The 19,031-nt window shown below is 33.5% G+C and carries 13 protein-coding genes; 11 read left to right on the top strand and 2 right to left on the bottom strand.

Annotated features, from left to right (window positions below; translation table 11 throughout):
• The first annotated feature begins 1 nt into the window (after nucleotide 1).
• From porU to RM697_RS07250, 11 genes are all read left to right on the top strand, one after another.
• Nucleotides 2-3,853 (top strand): type IX secretion system sortase PorU, encoded by a 3,852-nt coding sequence (gene porU / locus RM697_RS07300; RefSeq protein WP_311427213.1) that lies wholly within the window; start codon nucleotides 2-4, stop codon nucleotides 3,851-3,853.
• Nucleotides 3,854-3,917: 64 nt separating this feature from the next.
• Nucleotides 3,918-5,135 (top strand): type IX secretion system outer membrane channel protein PorV, encoded by a 1,218-nt coding sequence (porV, locus tag RM697_RS07295; RefSeq protein WP_311427212.1) that lies wholly within the window; start codon nucleotides 3,918-3,920, stop codon nucleotides 5,133-5,135.
• A 75-nt stretch (nucleotides 5,136-5,210) separates the two neighbouring features.
• Nucleotides 5,211-5,693, top strand: a complete 483-nt coding sequence (cdd, locus tag RM697_RS07290) for a cytidine deaminase (RefSeq protein WP_311427211.1) — start codon at nucleotides 5,211-5,213, stop codon at nucleotides 5,691-5,693.
• 89 nt (nucleotides 5,694-5,782) lie between these two features.
• Nucleotides 5,783-6,781, top strand: a complete 999-nt coding sequence (gene pdhA, locus RM697_RS07285; RefSeq protein WP_311427210.1) for a pyruvate dehydrogenase (acetyl-transferring) E1 component subunit alpha — start codon at nucleotides 5,783-5,785, stop codon at nucleotides 6,779-6,781.
• Between the two features lie 3 nt (nucleotides 6,782-6,784).
• Complete coding sequence (locus tag RM697_RS07280) at nucleotides 6,785-8,398, top strand: pyruvate dehydrogenase complex dihydrolipoamide acetyltransferase (RefSeq protein ID WP_311427209.1); 1,614 nt, start codon at nucleotides 6,785-6,787, stop codon at nucleotides 8,396-8,398.
• A gap of 129 nt (nucleotides 8,399-8,527) precedes the next feature.
• Nucleotides 8,528-9,535 carry a M28 family metallopeptidase gene (locus tag RM697_RS07275; protein WP_311427208.1) on the top strand — a complete coding sequence of 336 codons (1,008 nt, stop codon included), beginning with the start codon at nucleotides 8,528-8,530 and terminating at the stop codon, nucleotides 9,533-9,535.
• Nucleotides 9,525-10,211 carry an SDR family NAD(P)-dependent oxidoreductase gene (locus RM697_RS07270; RefSeq protein ID WP_311427207.1) on the top strand — a complete coding sequence of 229 codons (687 nt, stop codon included), beginning with the start codon at nucleotides 9,525-9,527 and terminating at the stop codon, nucleotides 10,209-10,211. The genes RM697_RS07275 and RM697_RS07270 overlap by 11 nt, the downstream gene beginning before the upstream one ends.
• Nucleotides 10,212-10,310: 99 nt before the next feature.
• On the top strand, nucleotides 10,311-14,330 hold the full coding sequence (locus tag RM697_RS07265) for an FG-GAP-like repeat-containing protein (RefSeq protein ID WP_311427206.1): 4,020 nt from the start codon (nucleotides 10,311-10,313) through the stop codon (nucleotides 14,328-14,330).
• Nucleotides 14,331-14,339: 9 nt separating this feature from the next.
• Nucleotides 14,340-14,936: a SprT-like domain-containing protein gene (locus RM697_RS07260; RefSeq protein ID WP_311427205.1), complete on the top strand. Its 597-nt coding sequence runs from the start codon at nucleotides 14,340-14,342 to the stop codon at nucleotides 14,934-14,936.
• 33 nt (nucleotides 14,937-14,969) lie between these two features.
• Nucleotides 14,970-16,052: a mannose-1-phosphate guanylyltransferase gene (locus RM697_RS07255; protein WP_311427204.1), complete on the top strand. Its 1,083-nt coding sequence runs from the start codon at nucleotides 14,970-14,972 to the stop codon at nucleotides 16,050-16,052.
• Nucleotides 16,045-17,505 carry a DUF389 domain-containing protein gene (locus tag RM697_RS07250; protein WP_311427203.1) on the top strand — a complete coding sequence of 487 codons (1,461 nt, stop codon included), beginning with the start codon at nucleotides 16,045-16,047 and terminating at the stop codon, nucleotides 17,503-17,505. The genes RM697_RS07255 and RM697_RS07250 overlap by 8 nt, the downstream gene beginning before the upstream one ends.
• A 2-nt stretch (nucleotides 17,506-17,507) precedes the next feature.
• Here the strand turns inward: RM697_RS07250 and RM697_RS07245 are convergent, their stop codons facing one another.
• Both RM697_RS07245 and RM697_RS07240 read right to left on the bottom strand, forming a co-directional pair.
• The gene (locus tag RM697_RS07245; protein WP_311427202.1) at nucleotides 17,508-18,278 is read right to left on the bottom strand and encodes an ABC transporter ATP-binding protein; all 771 of its coding nucleotides are present in this window, start codon (nucleotides 18,276-18,278) and stop codon (nucleotides 17,508-17,510) included.
• Nucleotides 18,278-19,015 (bottom strand): MlaE family ABC transporter permease, encoded by a 738-nt coding sequence (locus tag RM697_RS07240; RefSeq protein WP_311427201.1) that lies wholly within the window; start codon nucleotides 19,013-19,015, stop codon nucleotides 18,278-18,280. Before RM697_RS07240 ends, RM697_RS07245 begins: the two co-directional genes overlap by 1 nt.
• Between the last annotated feature and the right edge of the window lie 16 nt (nucleotides 19,016-19,031).

Genomic DNA, 19,031 nt, shown 5'->3' with positions numbered 1-19,031 from the left:
TATGAAAAAGATACTACTAACCATTACTTGTCTGTTTTTTTTAAGCATTGCGTTTTCTCAGGGAAAAGATTTTGTGATTGAATGGGAAGGTACTACAGAATATGCTTCTGGCATTACAGTAAAAGAAATTCCTTCATTTCAGAAAGAAAACTTCAGCTTTACAATTGATAATGGTATTACTTTTTTTGCGCAGTGGGAAAATTCTAGTTACATCGATGAAGGTTCGCCAACAATTTCTAATACAGTTTATCAACCAATATCAATTTCAGACTTAAAAGATATTAACCTTAAAACTATATCATCTGGTCATAATGTAAAGTTAAGTAATGCTAAGAGTAGAGATAAATTATCTGCGTATTTAACATTAAGCCCTATAATTAAGGATAGAGGACAATATAAAAAATTGGTAAGTTTTACTATAAACTTTACTCCTTCAAATCGAAGAGATGCTAATGATGTGCAAGATATTACCAACTCAGTATTAAGCTCAGGTAATTGGTATAGATTTCATGTTGATAAAACAGGAGTTTTTCGTTTAAGTAAAAGCTTTCTTAATCAAATAGGTATTAATACTGATGCAGTAGATCCAAGAAATATTAAAATTTTTGGTAATGGAGGTGCAATGTTGCCTGAGGCTAACAGTGAGTTTTATCCATTAGATTTAATGGAGAATGCTATAAGATTTGTTGGAGAAAGCGATGGCTCATTTGATAATGAAGATTATATTTTATTTTACGCTGAAGGACCAACAGGTTATAGCGACGTAAGTGATACTAATATTAATTTGTATTCAGAAAAATCATATTACTATGTAAACATTAGCTCTGGTAACGGTAAACGTATTCAATCTATGATACAATCAGAGCAAACTCCAGATGTTTTTATTGATGAGTTTCAAGATTACCAATTCTATGAAGTAGATGAGTTTAATTTAGCTAAGTTAGGAAGGCGATGGTTTGGAGATAAATTTGATATTGAAACAGTACGTACCTACGAGTTTTTGTTTCCTAATTTGGTGACAACAATACCTATTCAATTGCGTGTCTTAACTGCAGGGATTTCTGAGTCTGCCACGAGTTTTAGCATTGATGTAAATGGAACTAATGCTGGTGTTATAGGTTTTTCAGTTATAAATCCAGATGATGCTGTTTTAGCAAGTTCTAATGAGTTAGATGAGCCTATCTCGGTAAGTTCAGAAGATATTAGTATAACACTTACTTATGATAATGCAGGTAATCCATCCTCAAAAGGCTATTTGGATTTTATTTCTATTGAAGCGACTCGAGCATTAACTTACAATAATGAACAGTTACTATTTAAAAATAATAGTGTGGCTACAATTTCTGGTATTGTTGAATATAACATTAGCAACGCAACATCAGTATCAGAAGTTTGGGATATTTCAGATAAATATAATGTAACAAGTGTAACCAATGCAGATAATTTAAACACATTTAGTTTTAATGCTTCGGCCGGAACATTAAAAAACTATTTAGCTTTTTCTCCAGAAGATGCTTATACACCATTAACAGATAATTTAATTTCAATTTCTAACCAGGATATAAAAGGTACTGTTTTTATTAATGAGCAAGGTGAAGTAGAAGATGTAGATTATATTATCGTAACACCAAGTGTTTTTTACGATCAAGCCTTGCGTTTAGCTGATATTAACAGACAGCAATATGGTTTAACTGTAAGAGTGCTTAAACTAGAAGACATTTATTTAGAGTTTAGCTCTGGTAATCCAGATATTTCTGCAATTAGAAATTTGGTAAAGTATGTTTATGATAATGCTCAATCACAATCAGGTCGTTTAAAATACCTTTGTTTATTTGGAGATGGATCTTATGATTATAAAAATAGAATACCCAATAATACTAATTATGTACCCTCTTGGCATGCTTTAAGTAGTTTTAGTTTAACAAGTTCATTTGTGTCAGACGATTATTATGGTATGCTAGATGATAATGAAGGTGACGATCTCGTTGGAAGCGATCGATTAGATATAGCAGTAGGTAGAATTTTGGCTGATTCTCCGCAACGTGCCAAAGACTTAGTCGATAAAATTCAAGGCTATTATGCTAATGAAGCTTATGGTAGTTGGAGAAATACGTTTTTAGGTGTGGCTGATGATGTAGATGAAGCTTGGGAAAATACATTACAAACAACAACCAATAATATTGCAGATGAAATTACATTAGATAAGCCCTTTGTAAACTCTGTTAAAATATTAACTGATGCTTACCAACAAGAATCATCATCTGCAGGTGATCGATATCCAGATGTAAATGAAGCTATCAGAGATGCTATAGAAGTTGGAGCACTAGTCGTTAATTATTTTGGTCATGGAGGAGAAGACGGATTAGCAAAAGAGCGAATCTTTGATAAGGATGATGCGCAAGAAGTTAATAATGTTTGTAAGTTTAATTTATTTATAACCGTTACTTGCGAGTACACTAAGTTTGATGATCCTAATAGACCAACAGCAGGTGAATTCACCTATTGGAATAAAAATGCAGGAGCCATTGCTTTAATTACTACAACGCGTCAAATTTTTGTAACACCTGGGAGAATTATTAATGAGGAAATGAATCAGTATTTATTTGCTTATGGTTCTAATGAATACCCATCAATGGCAGAAGCTCTCAGATTAACTAAAACAGATCCTGGTGTAGCTGGTAATCCACAGAAGCGCCTAGTCTTTTTTATTGGAGATCCAGCAATGAAATTGGCTTTTGCAGAGCCCAATATTAGATTAACAGCTATCAACGATACACCAATAGGTCAAAATACTGATAATTTAGAAGCACTTAGTAAAATAAAAATGTCTGGCGAAGTGTTGGACCTCTCAGGAGCTTTAAACACTAATTTTAATGGTGTGTTAACAGCAACTATTTTTGATAAACCTATCCAAAGAGAAACACTCGCTAATGATGGAGTACAACAAGGAGGTAGTGCTATTAAGATAGAATTTGAAACCTTAGGAAATTTAATCTTCAAAGGGCAAGCCTCTGTAACTAATGGAATATTTGAGTTTGAATTTGTTGTACCAAGAGACATCACCATTCCGTTAGGACAAGGTAAAGTTAGTTTTTATGCAGTAGATGAAAATTTCACTCAAGATAAAGCAGGTCATAGTTTTGATATTACTGTAGGAGGTATTAATGAAAATGCAGAAGCAGATAATGAGCCACCAATAGTTAATTTATTTATGAATGATGAAAACTTTGTGAATGGAGGGATAACAAACGAATCTCCAACATTGTTAGCAAAATTGTCTGATACAAATGGAATAAATACAGTCAGTGGAATTGGTCATGATATTTCAGCTATTTTAGATGGTGATGAAACTAATCCTTTTATTTTAAATGATTATTACCAAGCTAATGTAGATGACTACACTTCTGGTGTGGTCTCATTTCCATTCAGAGATTTAGAGCCAGGCTTGCACACTTTAACCTTCAAGGCTTGGGATGTTTACAATAACTCAACAACATCAGAAGTTCAGTTTGTTGTTTTTGATAAAGATGAGAGCCTCCAAATCACAAATGTTTTAAACTATCCTAATCCTTTTGTAGACTATACTGAGTTTTGGTTTAATCATAATAGCGCAGATTCATTAGATATCTCGGTTCAAATTTTCACAGTTTCCGGAAAATTGGTCAGAACCTTAAATGGTTCTACGAATACAAGTGGTAAATCTACAGGTACCTTATCTAAAGATATTATCTGGGATGGAAGAGATGATTTTGGTGATAAAATAGGAAAAGGAGTTTATGTTTATAAACTTAAAGTAAAATCACAAACACTCAATGTACAAGTGGAAAAAATTCAAAAACTTGTAATCCTCTAATAATAACTTATATTTGCGAACGTTTATAATGTCGTGTACACAGCACAAAGACACTAAATAGAATATGAAAAAGTACGTTTTAACCCTTATCACTCTTATATATTTAAACCTATCGTTTGGACAGGAAACAGTTGTATTCCCAGATCAGTCCTCTGTAATTACAACAGGTGTTCCTTTTATGTTAATTGCTCCAGATGCCAGAGCTGCTGGTATGGGAGATATGGGAGTTGCAACTTCTGTAGATGGATACGCTCAACAGTGGAATGCTGCTAAGTATGCATTTTCTGAGGCAAAATCAGGAATTAGTTTAAGTTATACTCCTTACCTCAGTAGACTTGTAAATGATATCTCTGTAGGTTATTTAACCTATTTCAATAGATTAACAGAAAATAGTGCTATCTCTGGTAGTTTTAAATATTTCAGTTTAGGTGAGATTACACTAACTCAAGGACCAACAGATCCAGGAGTTAATGTAAAGCCTAATGAATTTACAGCAGATATAGCGTATACACTTCGCTTAGCAGATCAATTTGCTATGGGTGTAACGCTAAGATATTTAAGATCAGATTTAAGAATTAATCAAGTAGACCCAAATGCTAATGCTGCCAATACTTTTGGTGTAGATATCTCTGGATATTACCAAAGTGAGGAAGAAGCATATAACGATTTTAATGGTCGTTGGAGAGCAGGGTTTGCCATTCAGAATGTTGGACCAAAGTTTAAATATGATGATGGCGGAAGAGAAAATTTTCAACCAACTAACTTAAGATTAGGAGGTGGTTTCGATTTTATTTTCGACAATTATAATAAATTAGGTATTACTGCTGAGGTAACTAAATTATTGGTGCCAACGCCACCACTTTTAGGTTTTGAAGATATCATTCAAGATGGAGACACAGAACCTAATGGAGTTCAGGATAGTAATGAGCCTACTATAATTGTTGAAGGACAAGATAACAATGTAAGTTTTATTAATGGTATTTTCCAATCGTTTGGAGATGCACCAGGAGGTTTTAGTGAAGAAATTCAAGAATTTACTTGGGCATTAGGCGCAGAGTATCAGTACCAAGAATCATTTGCTTTTAGAGCTGGGTACTTTAATGAAGCTGAAGAAAAAGGAGCACGTAAATTCTTTGCACTAGGCGCAGGATTTAAGTACTCAACTATTAATATAGACTTATCGTATTTGTTCTCTGCATCTAAAGTTCAGAGTCCTTTAGAGAATACGTTGCGTTTTTCTCTAACTTTTAATTTTGGAGATGAAGAGTATGAAGAATATTAGATATCATATTACATAATAATCATAAAAAAACTATTGTTAGCGCAATAGTTTTTTTGTCTAAACTCATTAAAGACTATGAGAAAAATTACTGTAGAATCCTCTTTAGAAGTTTATTCATCTTTACAAGAATTACCAAATGATATTCAAATGTTAATGCAACAAGCTATAGAGGCTAGAGCTAAAGCTTATTCACCATATTCTAATTTTCAGGTTGGAGCTGCATTAAGTCTTGATAATGGCAAGATAATTACAGGAAACAATCAAGAGAATGCTTCATATCCTTCAGGATTGTGTGCTGAACGTACAGCGATTTATTATGCTGGATCACAACATCCTAATTCAAAGATTACTAGAATGGCAATAACAGCTTCTTCAAAAACAAAAGTTACGGATAAACCAATCCCGCCCTGTGGAGCTTGTAGACAGGCTATTTTAGAGTATGAGATTAAGCAAAAACAGCCAATAGAAATTTATTTTATGGGAAAAGTTGGAGAAGTAGCTAAATCTAGTTCCTTAACAAATTTGCTTCCTTTTATTTTTGATAAAGAAGTCCTATAACGTTATAGTTTAAATTTTAAAGATTACTGTTTTTTGATTCGTAACTAAAGTGCTATTTTTGTTATTCGTTTGAAATAAAAACAGAATACATGCAAAAAGTCACAAAGAGTACATATCTAAAATGGTATGAGGATATGATGTTTTGGCGTAAGTTCGAAGATAAACTTGCCGCTGTTTATATTCAGCAAAAAGTAAGAGGATTTCTTCATTTATATAATGGTCAGGAAGCTGTTTTGGCTGGGTCATTGCATGCCATGGATCTTTCTAAAGATAAAATGATAACAGCATATCGTAATCATGTACAACCGATCGGAATGGGAGTAGACCCAAAGCGCGTCATGGCAGAGCTTTATGGAAAAGCTACAGGAACCTCTCAAGGTTTAGGAGGTTCTATGCATATTTTCTCAAAAGAAAAAGGGTTTTATGGTGGTCATGGTATCGTTGGAGGACAAATACCTTTAGGAGCAGGTATGGCTTTTGGAGACAAATATAATAACACAGGAGCAGTAACTTTATGTTATATGGGAGATGGTGCAGTTAGACAAGGCTCATTGCATGAGACGTTTAACATGGCTATGCTCTGGAAATTACCAGTAGTTTTTATCTGCGAAAATAATGGATATGCTATGGGAACTTCGGTAGAACGAACAGCAAACCATACAGATATTTGGAAATTAGGTTTAGGCTACGAAATGCCTTGTGGACCAGTAGATGGAATGAATCCTGTTAAAGTTGCTGAAGCTGTACATGAAGCAATGGAGCGCGCTCGTCGTGGTGATGGCCCAACATTTTTAGAAATGAAAACCTATCGTTACAGAGGTCACTCAATGAGTGACGCACAACATTACAGAACCAAAGATGAAGTAGGAGAATACAAAAAGATAGATCCAATCAATCAAGTTAAAGAGATTATTTTAGATAAGAAATATGCTTCTGAAGATGAGATTGCAGAGATAGATAAACGCGTTAAGAGCTTAGTAAAAGAATGTGAGACTTTTGCAGAAGAGTCACCATATCCTGATAAAAACATTATGTATGATGTCGTTTATGAACAAGATAATTATCCATTTTTACCTCACAAATTATAGACTATGGCTGAAGTAATAAATATGCCGCGTTTAAGCGATACCATGGAAGAAGGTACTGTAGCATCATGGTTAAAAAAAGTTGGAGATAAAGTTTCTGAAGGCGATATTCTTGCGGAAATCGAAACTGATAAGGCTACCATGGAGTTTGAATCTTTTTATGAAGGAACGCTATTACATATTGGTGTTCAAGAAGGAGAAACTACAGAAGTTGATAAATTATTAGCGATAATTGGAGAAGAAGGTGAAGATATCTCTGCCTTGTTGAATGGAAGCGCTTCAGATACAAAAGAAAATGTCATTCCGAGCGCAGTCGAGGAATCTCAAGTTGTAGATGAATCTTCATCAGCTGACGAGATCGAGTTACCAGAAGGCGTTATCGTGGTTACTATGCCACGATTAAGTGACACTATGGAAGAAGGGACAGTTGCAACCTGGTTAAAAAAAGTAGGTGATGAAGTTGAGGAAGGCGATATTTTAGCTGAGATTGAAACAGATAAAGCTACTATGGAGTTCGAGTCCTTTCAATCAGGAACCTTATTGCATGTTGGTTTACAAGAAGGTGAGTCTGCAAAAGTAGATGCGCTTTTAGCAATCATAGGTCCAGTAGGAACTGACGTATCAGCTGTAGCTAAAAACTTTAAGGTTGGTAGTTCAGATGAAAAGAAAATCGAACCTAAAAAAGAAGAAGCACCAAAACCAGTTGAAGCTAAAAAAGAAGCTTCGACTTCGAGTTCAGTTTCAACTTCATCGTCCAACGGAAGAATATTTGCTTCACCATTAGCCAAGAAAATAGCTACCGAAAAGAATATAGACTTATCACAAGTTCAAGGCACAGGAGAAAATGGTCGTGTCGTTAAACGAGATGTTGAAAATTTCACACCATCAACTCAAGCTTCGAGTTCAGCTCCTGTGGCTAAATTTGTTCCAACAGGACAAGAAGACTTTGATGAAGTTGCCAACTCTAACATGCGTAAGGCGATTGCCAAAAATTTAGCGAAGTCTAAGTTCTCGGCACCACATTATTATCTTAATGTGGAGTTTGATATGGACAATGCTATTGCATTTAGAGCGCAATACAATTCATTGCCAGATACTAAGATTTCTTATAATGATATGATAGTTAAAGCATGTGCTTTAGCACTGCGTCAGCATCCACAAGTAAATTCGCAATGGTTTGACGACAAAATGCGTCTGAATAATCATGTGCATATTGGTGTTGCAGTAGCAGTTCCAGATGGATTAGTTGTTCCTGTGGTTAAGTTTGCTAACGAGCAAAGTTTAACGCAAATAGGTGCAGCGGTAAAAGATTATGCTGGTAAAGCGCGTAATAAGAAATTGACTTTAGATGAAATGGAAGGCAGCACTTTCACCATTTCTAATTTAGGAATGTTTGGCATAGAGAGTTTTACATCGATCATAAATCAGCCTAATTCTGCAATTTTATCTGTTGGTGCAATTGTTTCTAAGCCAGTAGTTAAAAATGGTCAAGTGGTTCCTGGAAATACTATCAAGTTGACTATGGCTTGTGATCATAGAACTGTAGATGGAGCGACTGGAGCACAATTCCTTCAAACATTAAAAGGATACATTGAGAATCCTGTCACTATGCTTGTTTAAATTGTCTTGTCATTCTGAATCGTTGCACTGAGCATGTCGAAGTGTTGATTCAGAATCAATAATATTATTAAACCTGTTTCATTTATTTGAAACAGGTTTTTTTATCTTTATAACCTAATCAAATTTCAAATGAAAAAAACAATAATATTTCTTGTTTCATTAGTATTAATATCTTGTTCAGTTAAAAAAAAAGCAGCTGATGGAAAAGATGGAAAAGATGGAGTAATACCAGAAAGGATTACTATTACAGCATCAGATATTCAAAAAAGTATGGATTATCTTGCTTCTGATGAGTTAGAAGGTAGGGCAACAGGAAGTGAAGGCATCGAAAAAGCTGCAGTGTTTATTGAAAATTATTTCAAGGCAAATAATATTAAACCATATTTTGAAACGTATCGTGATAACTTCGAGTTTAAAAACAGTAGAAGTGCTAATCCAGAGCAGATAATCAAAGGATTCAATGTTGTAGGTATGATTGAAGGGAATGATCCAAGTCTTAAAAATGAATTTATAATTCTTGGTGGTCATTACGATCATATTGGATTTGGTAAAGAAGTCAATGGAGATAACATTGCCAATGGCGCTAACGATGATGCTTCTGGGACTATCGCTGCTATGGAGTTTGGAAGATATTTTTCAAAATCAAAAACTAACAAAAGGAGTATATTAATCACACTCTATTCTGCAGAAGAAATGGGATTAAAAGGATCTGCTCATTTGGCTGCGAGATTAAAAGAAGAAGGTATAAATGCGTATACCATGATTAATTTTGAAATGATTGGTGTACCAAGAGCAGCAGACAAATCAATGGCTTATATGAGTGGTTATAATCGTTCTAATTTTGCACCAATATTAAATAAGTATGGCGGTGAAGAAGTCGTTGGATTTTTCCCTAAAGCCAAAGAATTTAATTTATTCTTTAGGTCAGATAATTTTCCATTTTTTAAAGAATTAAATATTCCAGCTCATGCTATTTCAACATTTGATTTTACAAATTTTGACTATTATCACCATGTAGATGATGAGGCTGATAAAATGGATTATGAACACATGACCAAATTTATAAATAAGATGATTCCAGCCTTAGAAGGTATGATGAATGCATCTGTAAAAGAAGTGGTTTTAAATGAAGAGTAAAAATATCATAATCACAGGAACAAGTAGAGGTATTGGGTTTGAACTCGTGCATTTATTTGCAAACCAAGGTCATAATGTGCTAGCGTTATCACGTAATGCACAACCCGTTAATAATCTCCATTTTGATAATATTACTTCATTTTCTTTTGATTTATCTAAGAAAGAAGACTATCAAAACGTTCAAAAATTTATTACAGACGAATGGGAACACGTTGATGTTCTAATTAATAATGCTGGCACCTTACTAAATAAACCATTTAGTGAGACATCTTTTGAAGATTTTAAAAACGTTTATACTACCAATGTATTTGGAGTTTCTGAATTAACACGAATTGTATTACCATTTATGAAGAATGATGGACACGTAGTTAACATCAGTTCAATGGGAGGTGTTCAAGGCTCATTAAAATTTCCAGGTTTAGCAGCTTACAGTTCTAGTAAAGGCGCAGTAATTACACTTACAGAATTACTAGCAGAAGAATACAAAGAATCTGGACCAAGTTTTAACGTATTAGCTTTAGGAGCAGTTCAAACCGAAATGTTAGAGGAGGCTTTTCCGGGATATAAAGCACCAACGTCAGCTATTGATATGGCAACATATATTGCAAATTTTGCTCTCACAGGTCAGAACTATTATAACGGAAAACTACTTCAGGTATCTAATTCTACACCTTGATTAATCAACTGACTATTAGTTTGTCTTTTAAAACCTCTTGAGCCATACAATCTTTTAAATTTGATTGACAATTAATTATATTTACAAAAAAAATTGGATATGAAGTTAAGATTATGCTGTTTGTTATTTTGTTTTGGTGTTTTGGTTCAGTCTCAGACGTTTCAGAGAGCTGAGATGATATCAGGTTTTGCTGGTGTTACTAACAACAATGGTGTAGCAGTAGCGGATTATGATGCAGATAATGATTTAGATATTTTTATTGTAGCCAATGCAATAGAAGATGATGGTAACCCTACCACTATTAGTAAGCTCTACAGAAACAATAACAATGGTACATTCACAGATGTAACACAAGCCTCTGGTTTGGTAAACTTACTAACTACTGATGATATCACGCAAGGGTCTTTAGCCCAAGAAGGTTTTAAGTTTGGAGTATCTTGGGGAGATTACAATAATGATGGTTTCCCAGATATTATTTTTACACATTCTAATAAAATTCAGTTGTTTAGAAATATGGGTAACGGTACTTTTTTAGAAGCCACTTTACCTGCAGGATTACCAGTTGTAAATAGCTGTTTAAATACTGGCGCAACTTGGTTTGATTATGATAATGATGGTGATTTAGATATTTATTTTAGTGATTGGAATGCGTGTAATTCCAATTCTTTATACAGAAATAATGGTAATGGTACTTTCACAGATGTCACAGATGCTCTAGGATTAACTGAAACCGAGTCTTATTATAGTTACGTAGCTTTTCCATTTGATATTAATTCTGATGGATGGATGGATCTTATTGTAGCCAATGATTTTGACGATCCAAACTACGCTTACATTAATCAATCTGGTACGTCGTTTATCGAAGATGCTTCTTCATATGGATTAGATAATATGATTGATGATATGGGAATTGCCATTAGTGATTTTGATCAAGATCAAGATTTTGATTTTTTTATCACAGGAATCGATCAGAATGCATTATTAGAAAATGATGGTTCAAATAGCTTTTCAGAGACTTCAAATACTTATGGTTTAAATAGTACAGGATGGTCTTGGGGAGCACGCTTTGCAGATTTTGACTTAGATGGTGACGAAGATCTTTTTGTTGTTAATGGTTTTGATTTTGAAAATAGAAGTGATGAAACTAATGTTTATTATAGAAGTTTAGTTGCTGAAGGTATTAATTCGTTTCAAGATGTTACTATTGGTTATGGACTCGCGGATTCTACTATTAGTGTAGAGACCATAGATTTTGATTACGATAATGATGGCGATCTAGATCTTTTTGTTACCAACTCTAATGGGCAATCGTATTTCTATGAAAATAAAAGTATAGAATTTGATCAATCTTCACCCTTTAAATGGTTTAAAGTAGAACTAAGAGGTACAGTTTCTAATAGAAATGCTATAGGTGCTATTTTAGAGTTAAATACTACTGAAGGAACATTATTACGATACAAAAGTGGTGTTGGATTTTTTAGTCAGAGTCAATTGCCAATCCATTTCGGATTAAAAGAAGCTGCAACGATTACATCACTTACAATAAAATGGCCATCAGGACTCGAAGAAACGCACAACAATTTAGACTTTAATACAATTATTAGAGCAACTGAAGGTAGTGGTTATGAAGTTTTAGATATAGAACCAAGTCAGAAAATATATGGTTGTACAGACCCAGATTCTTGTAATTATAATCCTGACGCTACATTAGATGATGGTACTTGTACATATTTAGAAGCACAATCTATTGATGGCGCAACAACTGCTTCTTTTTTAAGCGAGCAAACCTATACATATCCTATTAGTGTTGGTTCTACAACATCTTGGTCTGTTTCTGGAGGTCACATTACTCAAGGTCAAGGAACAGATACTATTGTTGTAAAATGGGATATCGAAGAAACAGGAATAGTCTCAGTTACAGAATCAGACGACTTATGCTCTAGCTTGGAACAGAGTATTTTAGTGTCCTTAAATGCAGATGAATTCCCTGAAGGAGTTTCTGTAGCACGATTATGGAATGAAGCTTTATTATCTGCAATTCGAAACGATTTTGCAAGGCCAACAGTACATGCTAGAAACTTATTTCATACAAGCGTAGCAATGTATGATGCTTGGTCTATTTATGATGATGTTGCAAGACCATATCTTATTGGTAACGATGTTCAAGGGTTTACCAGTGAACTATTAGATTTCACACCTATAAACTCTTTAGAAGAATCTCAAAGAGAAGCCATTAGTTTTGCAGCTTACAGGCTATTAAGTCATAGGTTTCAAAATTCTCCTGGAGTAGAATCTAGTCAGGCTAGATTTGATTTATTGATGGAAAAATTAGGTTATAATCCAGCCTTTAATGTATCTACTAATTATCAATTTGGAAATGCAGCAGCACTTGGTAATTATATTGCAGAAGTTATCATTGCATATGGAAATCAGGATGGTGCGAGAGAACAAACAGGATATGATAATGCTTATTATGAACCAGTTAATGAGCCTTATGCTTTAGATATAGACACAAATCTTCCAATAAATGATCCTAATCGTTGGCAACCTTTAAGTCTCGATATTTTTATAGATCAAGGAGGTCAGGTTATTGATGCAGATACTCCACCTTTTTTAAGTCCAGAATGGGGAAATGTAAAAGGCTTTGCATTGAGTGAAGATGATGTAACCTTATATGAGCGAGATGGAAATACGTATAGAGTTTTTCATGATCCTTCAAGCCCTCCTAATGTCAGTACTACTGAAAATAATATGATGAGTGATCAATACAAATGGGGATTTTCGATGGTTAGTATTTGGCAATCTCATTTAGATCCTTCCGATGGTGTTGTTTGGGATATTTCACCAGGAGCAATAGGTAATACAGACATAAGTAATTTCCCAACGGATTTTCAAGACTATCCAAGCTTTTATAATTATTTAGAAGGAGGTGATGTAGGAACTGGACATGCACTTAATCCTATTACTAATAGTCCTTATGAACCAAATTTAGTTCCAAGAGCAGATTATACAAGAGTTTTAGCAGAATTTTGGGCTGATGGTCCAGATTCTGAAACTCCACCTGGTCACTGGTTTACCTTATTAAATTATGTAACAGATCATCCAGATTTTGAAAAACGTTTTGAAGGTGAAGGCGACATCTTATCAGATTTAGAATGGGATGTTAAAGCGTATTTTATTATGGGTGGTGCAATGCATGATTGTGCTATTTCTGCATGGAGTGTAAAGGGTTGGTACGATTATATTAGACCAATTTCTGCTATTAGATATATGGGAGCAGAACAAGGTCAAAGTTCTGATCCAGACTTACCTAATTACAGTATTTCTGGTTTACCTTTAGTACCAGGTTATATTGAGTTGGTTGAATTTGGAGACCCATTAGCAGGTGATTTTGGAGTCAATGTAGGTAAGGTAAAATTATATACCTGGAGAGGTCATGATTTTATTAACAACCCTGAAACAGACCAAGCAGGTGTTGGTTGGATTCTTGCTGAAGATTGGTTTCCTTATCAAAGACCATCCTTTGTAACACCACCTTTTGCTGGTTATGTTTCTGGCCATTCTACTTATTCTAGAGCAGCTGCTGAAATAATGACCAAAATAACAGGTGATCCTTTTTTTCCAGGAGGTATTGGTGAGTTTGTTGCTAAGCAAAATGAATTTTTAGTTTTCGAGGAAGGTCCATCACAAGATGTAGTTTTACAGTGGGCAACGTATAGAGATGCATCAGATCAAACTAGTTTATCTAGGATTTGGGGAGGAATTCATCCACCTGCAGATGATCTTCCAGGTCGTTTTATAGGGGAGAAAGTTGCAGATGATACTTTTGAATTTGCTGTACCATACTTTGATTCGTCATTAACTGTAATTAATCCTGGTTTTAATGAGATAGAAATTTATCCCAATCCAGTTATAAACAGAATCGTAAATATTACCAATACACTGCAAGAAGATAGTTTTGAATTATTTGATCTTAGAGGTCGTAAAATGGATATTTTAGAAACAAGATATGATGAGTTAAATGCTACAACAACATTAACGTTTCCAAATACTGTTGCTGCAGGATTTTATATACTGAGTGTTAATGATACTTCAGAAATGATAATCATTAAAGAGTAATATACTTTAATGCTTAATTTAATTAATACACATTTACCAAGTCATGCCTGCGAATATGTAAATGAGTTATTATCAGTTAGTGATCTTGTTATAAAAATTAAAAATGAACGTAGAACTAAGCATGGTGATTACAGACGATTACATAACGGAAAGCATCAGATTACAGTTAATGCAAATCTTAATTCGTATAGGTTTTTAATTACTCTAATTCATGAAATTGCTCATTTCAAAGCCTATCAAGTTTATGGACAAGTTATTAAACCTCACGGAAAAGAATGGAAGCAAACGTTTCAGCATTTAATGCTTCCATTATTACGACCAGAAATTTTCCCTATAGAATTGTTACCATTATTAGCTAAACATTTTAAAAACCCTAAAGCAAGTAGTGATACAGATCATACATTAGCCTTAGCATTAAAACAATTTGATCCACCTAACGATAAAAGCTATATTTTTGAAATTCCATTAGGTTCCGATTTTAAAATTTACAATGGTAGAGTTTTTAAAAAGGGATCTAAACGCAGAAAACGGTTTGAATGTGTAGAGCTCTCAACAGGTAAGTTATATTTATTTAATCCTAATGCAGAAGTTGAGTTATTAGATTAGAAGCTTATACATTAGGTAACGACAAAAAACATTATGAAAAATAAAAATTATTATGCCATACTTATGGCTGGTGGAGTAGGTTCAAGATTTTGGCCAGTAAGTACTCAAGATTTCCCTAAGCAATTTCATGATATGCTAGGAACAGGAGACACTTTAATCCAAAAAACCTTTAATCGATTAGCGAATTTAATTCCTTCAGAAAACATTTTCATCTTAACAAATGAGCGTTATAATGATTTGGTCTTTGAACAATTACCAAATGTAACCAAACGCCAAGTTGTTTTAGAACCTGCAATGCGAAATACAGCACCTTGTATATTATATGCGTCGTTAAAAATACAGAAAGAAAATCCAGATGCTGTTATGATTGTTGCACCAAGTGACCATTGGATTGAAAATGAGCAAGCCTTTACAGATAATGTGCAACAAGCTTTTAATTTTTGTTCAGAGCATAATGCATTGATGACTTTAGGTATCCAACCAATGTTTCCTAATACTGGATATGGTTATATTGAATTTAATAAATCAGATTCTAAAACTATTAAATCTGTAAATCAGTTTAGAGAGAAACCCGATTATGAAACGGCTAAGCAATTTATTGATCAAGGTAATTTTTTGTGGAATGCAGGAATATTTATGTGGAGCGTAAAAACAGTTGTTGAAGTATTTAAAAATAATCAGCCAAATTTGTTTGCGTTATTTGAAAAAGGTATTGATGTATATAATACCGATTTTGAAGATGATTTTGTCAGAGATAATTATGGTAAGGCAGACAATATTTCCGTGGATTATGCTATTATGGAAACCTCAAAAAATGTTTATGTAATACCTGCTACGTTTGATTGGAATGACTTAGGAACTTGGGGAAGTTTATATGATAAATTAGATAAAGATAATGCAAACAATGCCATTGTAAATGCCAGAACCTTAGCAGAAGATGCCACTGGGAATATGATACGAACTAAAGATGATAAAGTTGTTGTGGTTGATGGCCTAAAAGATTATATCATTGTAGATAAAGATGAAGTTTTACTTATCTTTCCTAAAGCTAAAGAGCAAGATATCAAGCAAACTTTACAAAAAGTGAAGGATAAATTTGGAGAACATTATGGATAATAAAGAGAGTAAATTTAATTTTAATGAGGAAGAGACTTCTAAAGAAGAAGCAGTAAAACAATCTAAAGAGGCCTTAAAAGCAGAAGCCAAAGGTTTTTTTGCAAGTATTAAACAATTTCTTAACAATTTATTAGACTTTCGTGACGATACAGATCGTGATGCTACAGTTGAAGCTATAAAGGCTGATATTCCTTTTAGAGGAGCTACATCATGGATTTTAATCTGCTCTATTTTTGTTGCTTCTGTTGGTCTTAATGCTAATAGTACTGCAGTTGTTATTGGTGCCATGTTAATTTCTCCATTAATGGGTCCAATTTTAGGTATAGGTATGTCTATTGCATTAAATGATATAGACACTCTTAAAAGCTCATTGATAAACTTAGTAACTATGATTGTGTTAAGTTTACTAACAGCTTTTTTATTTTTCTGGTTATTTCCATTAAGCGAAGATACCTCTGAGTTATTAGGTAGAACTTCTCCTGATATTAGAGATGTTTTAATTGCATTTTTTGGTGGATTAGCTCTCATTATTGCTAGAACAAAACGTGGAACCATAGCGTCAGTAATTTTTGGTGTAGCTATTGCTACAGCATTAATGCCTCCTTTATGTACAGCTGGTTATGGATTAGCAAAAGGAAATTGGGAATATTTTGTAGGAGCTATGTTCTTATTTACAATTAACACCATTTTTATTGCTCTTGCTACTTTTATTGTACTGAAATTATTACGTTTCCCTATGTTGCGTTATGCGAACTCAAAAAAACGCAAACGTATTGCTCAAATAGCTTCAATATTGGCAATAATTGTTATGATACCTGCTACATTAACTTTTATTGATGTTTTAAAGAAAACTAGATTTGAAACTGATGCAAAATCATTTATTGATAACGAGCTTGAAGCATTACCACATTCTAGCTACATAAAAAAGTATGCAACTGAAACTTATGATCCTGAAAATCAATCTATCATTGAACTCATTCCGTTTGCTAATGATGAAATTTCTGATGAAACAAAACGTTTATTAGAGGCTAGATTTAGTGATTATCCAGCTTTAAATAATACTAAATTATATATAAATCAAATTAAAAATAGAGCTGTAAATAACTTAGAATACATGGAAGAATTAAGAACTAGAGATTCTTTAGATCTCCTCTCTCAAAGCCAAAAAATTAGTTATTTAGAGGATCGCGTAAAGGCATTATCAAGACTAGAACGTGATCAAATTCCTTTTCAAGATTTGGTAAGTGAAGCTAAAATAAACTATGAAAACATTGAATCAATTTCTTATTCTAAACAAATTACCTCAAACTTTTCTAAGATAGATACCTTAGCTATTTTCTCATTTAAATGGGTAGATTCTTTAACTACTGAGGACAAAAAGAAAGATGATTTAAGAAAACTAAGAGCTTGGTTTAAAGGAAAACTAAAACTTGATACTTTAGTAGTAGAATAATGTTATTTTTCATTTTCATCAAGGTACATTTTACGCACTTTTTTAAATAGATTTGAGGAGTAAACGAAGTTAGTTACAGCATCATTATCTGTTTTAAAAATGGTTTCATTTGAGCCTTCCCAAGCTTTTAATCCATCTTTCAGAAATACTATTTTTTCTCCAATTTCCATAACAGAATTCATATCATGAGAGTTAATGACGGTCGTTATATTAAACTCATCAGTAATCTCTTGTATTAAATTATCGATAACAATAGCTGTTTTAGGATCTAGACCAGAGTTTGGTTCATCACAAAATAAATACTTGGGATTGTTTACAATGGCACGAGCAATTGCAACACGTTTCTGCATACCACCTGAAGCTTCACTTGGCATTTTATGGTGAGCATCAGGTAAATTAACTCGCTGTAAAACTACATCAGCTCGTTCTTCCATTTCTGCTTTTGTCATTTTGGTAAACATGCGTAATGGAAACATAACATTTTCCATTATGGTCATGGAATCAAACAAAGCACTTCCTTGAAACACCATTCCCATTTCTGCTCTTAGATCTCGTCTTTGATCGCTTGAAAGTTCACTGTATATTTTTCCATCATAGGATATTGTACCGTTTTCTGGAGTAAACAAACCTAGCAAGCATTTTAAAAAAACTGTTTTACCAGAACCGCTTTGGCCAATAATAAGATTCGTTTTTCCTTTATCAAAAGACGTACTAATTCCTTTTAAAATATGAGCGTCTCCAAATGATTTTTGTATGTCTTTAACCTCAATCATTAGCCGAGCATTAAACTTGTTAATAGATAGTTTAGAAGAATAATAACCACACTAGTCCAAACAAAAGATGTTGTACTTGCCTTACCAACTTCTAAGGCACCACCTTTCATAAAATAACCATAAAATGATGGTATTGTAGCTAAGACAAATGCAAAAACAAAAGTTTTAATAAATGCATATATAATATGAAACGTTTGAAAATCGGTTTGTATACCAGTAACATAATCTTCGAGCGTAGCATAACCTCCATAAACACAGGCTGCCATTCCTCCAAGTATACCTAAAAACATTGCTATAGATATAGCAAAAGGATAAAGCAATAATGCTATAAACTTAGGGAATACTAAATAATTAATGGCATTAATTCCCATAACCTCAAGAGCATCAATTTGCTCTGTAACTCGCATTGTTCCTATGCTAGAGGTGATAAAAGAACCTACTTTTCCTGCCATAATAATAGAGATAAAAGTTGGTGCAAATTCTAAAATTACAGACTGTCTTGTTGCAAAACCTACAAGATATTTTGGAATTAATGGATTACTAATGTTCAATGCTGTTTGAATCGTTACAACTCCTCCAACAAAAAAGGAGATAAAAGCAACAATTCCTAGAGAACCTATAATAAGGTCATCAATATCTTTTAAAATCAATGTTTTCATAACCGACCATTTGGTAGGTTTTCTAAACATTTCTTTAATCATTAGGAAATAAGCACCAATATTATGAAGATAACTCATCTGCAATTTTGTTGAT

The sequence above is a fragment of the Microcosmobacter mediterraneus genome (assembly GCF_031846265.1).
In the GTDB taxonomy this organism is placed as follows: domain Bacteria; phylum Bacteroidota; class Bacteroidia; order Flavobacteriales; family Flavobacteriaceae; genus Microcosmobacter; species Microcosmobacter mediterraneus.
Note: the sequence above shows the minus strand (reverse complement) of the source record. Positions and strands in the feature narration are given on the sequence as shown.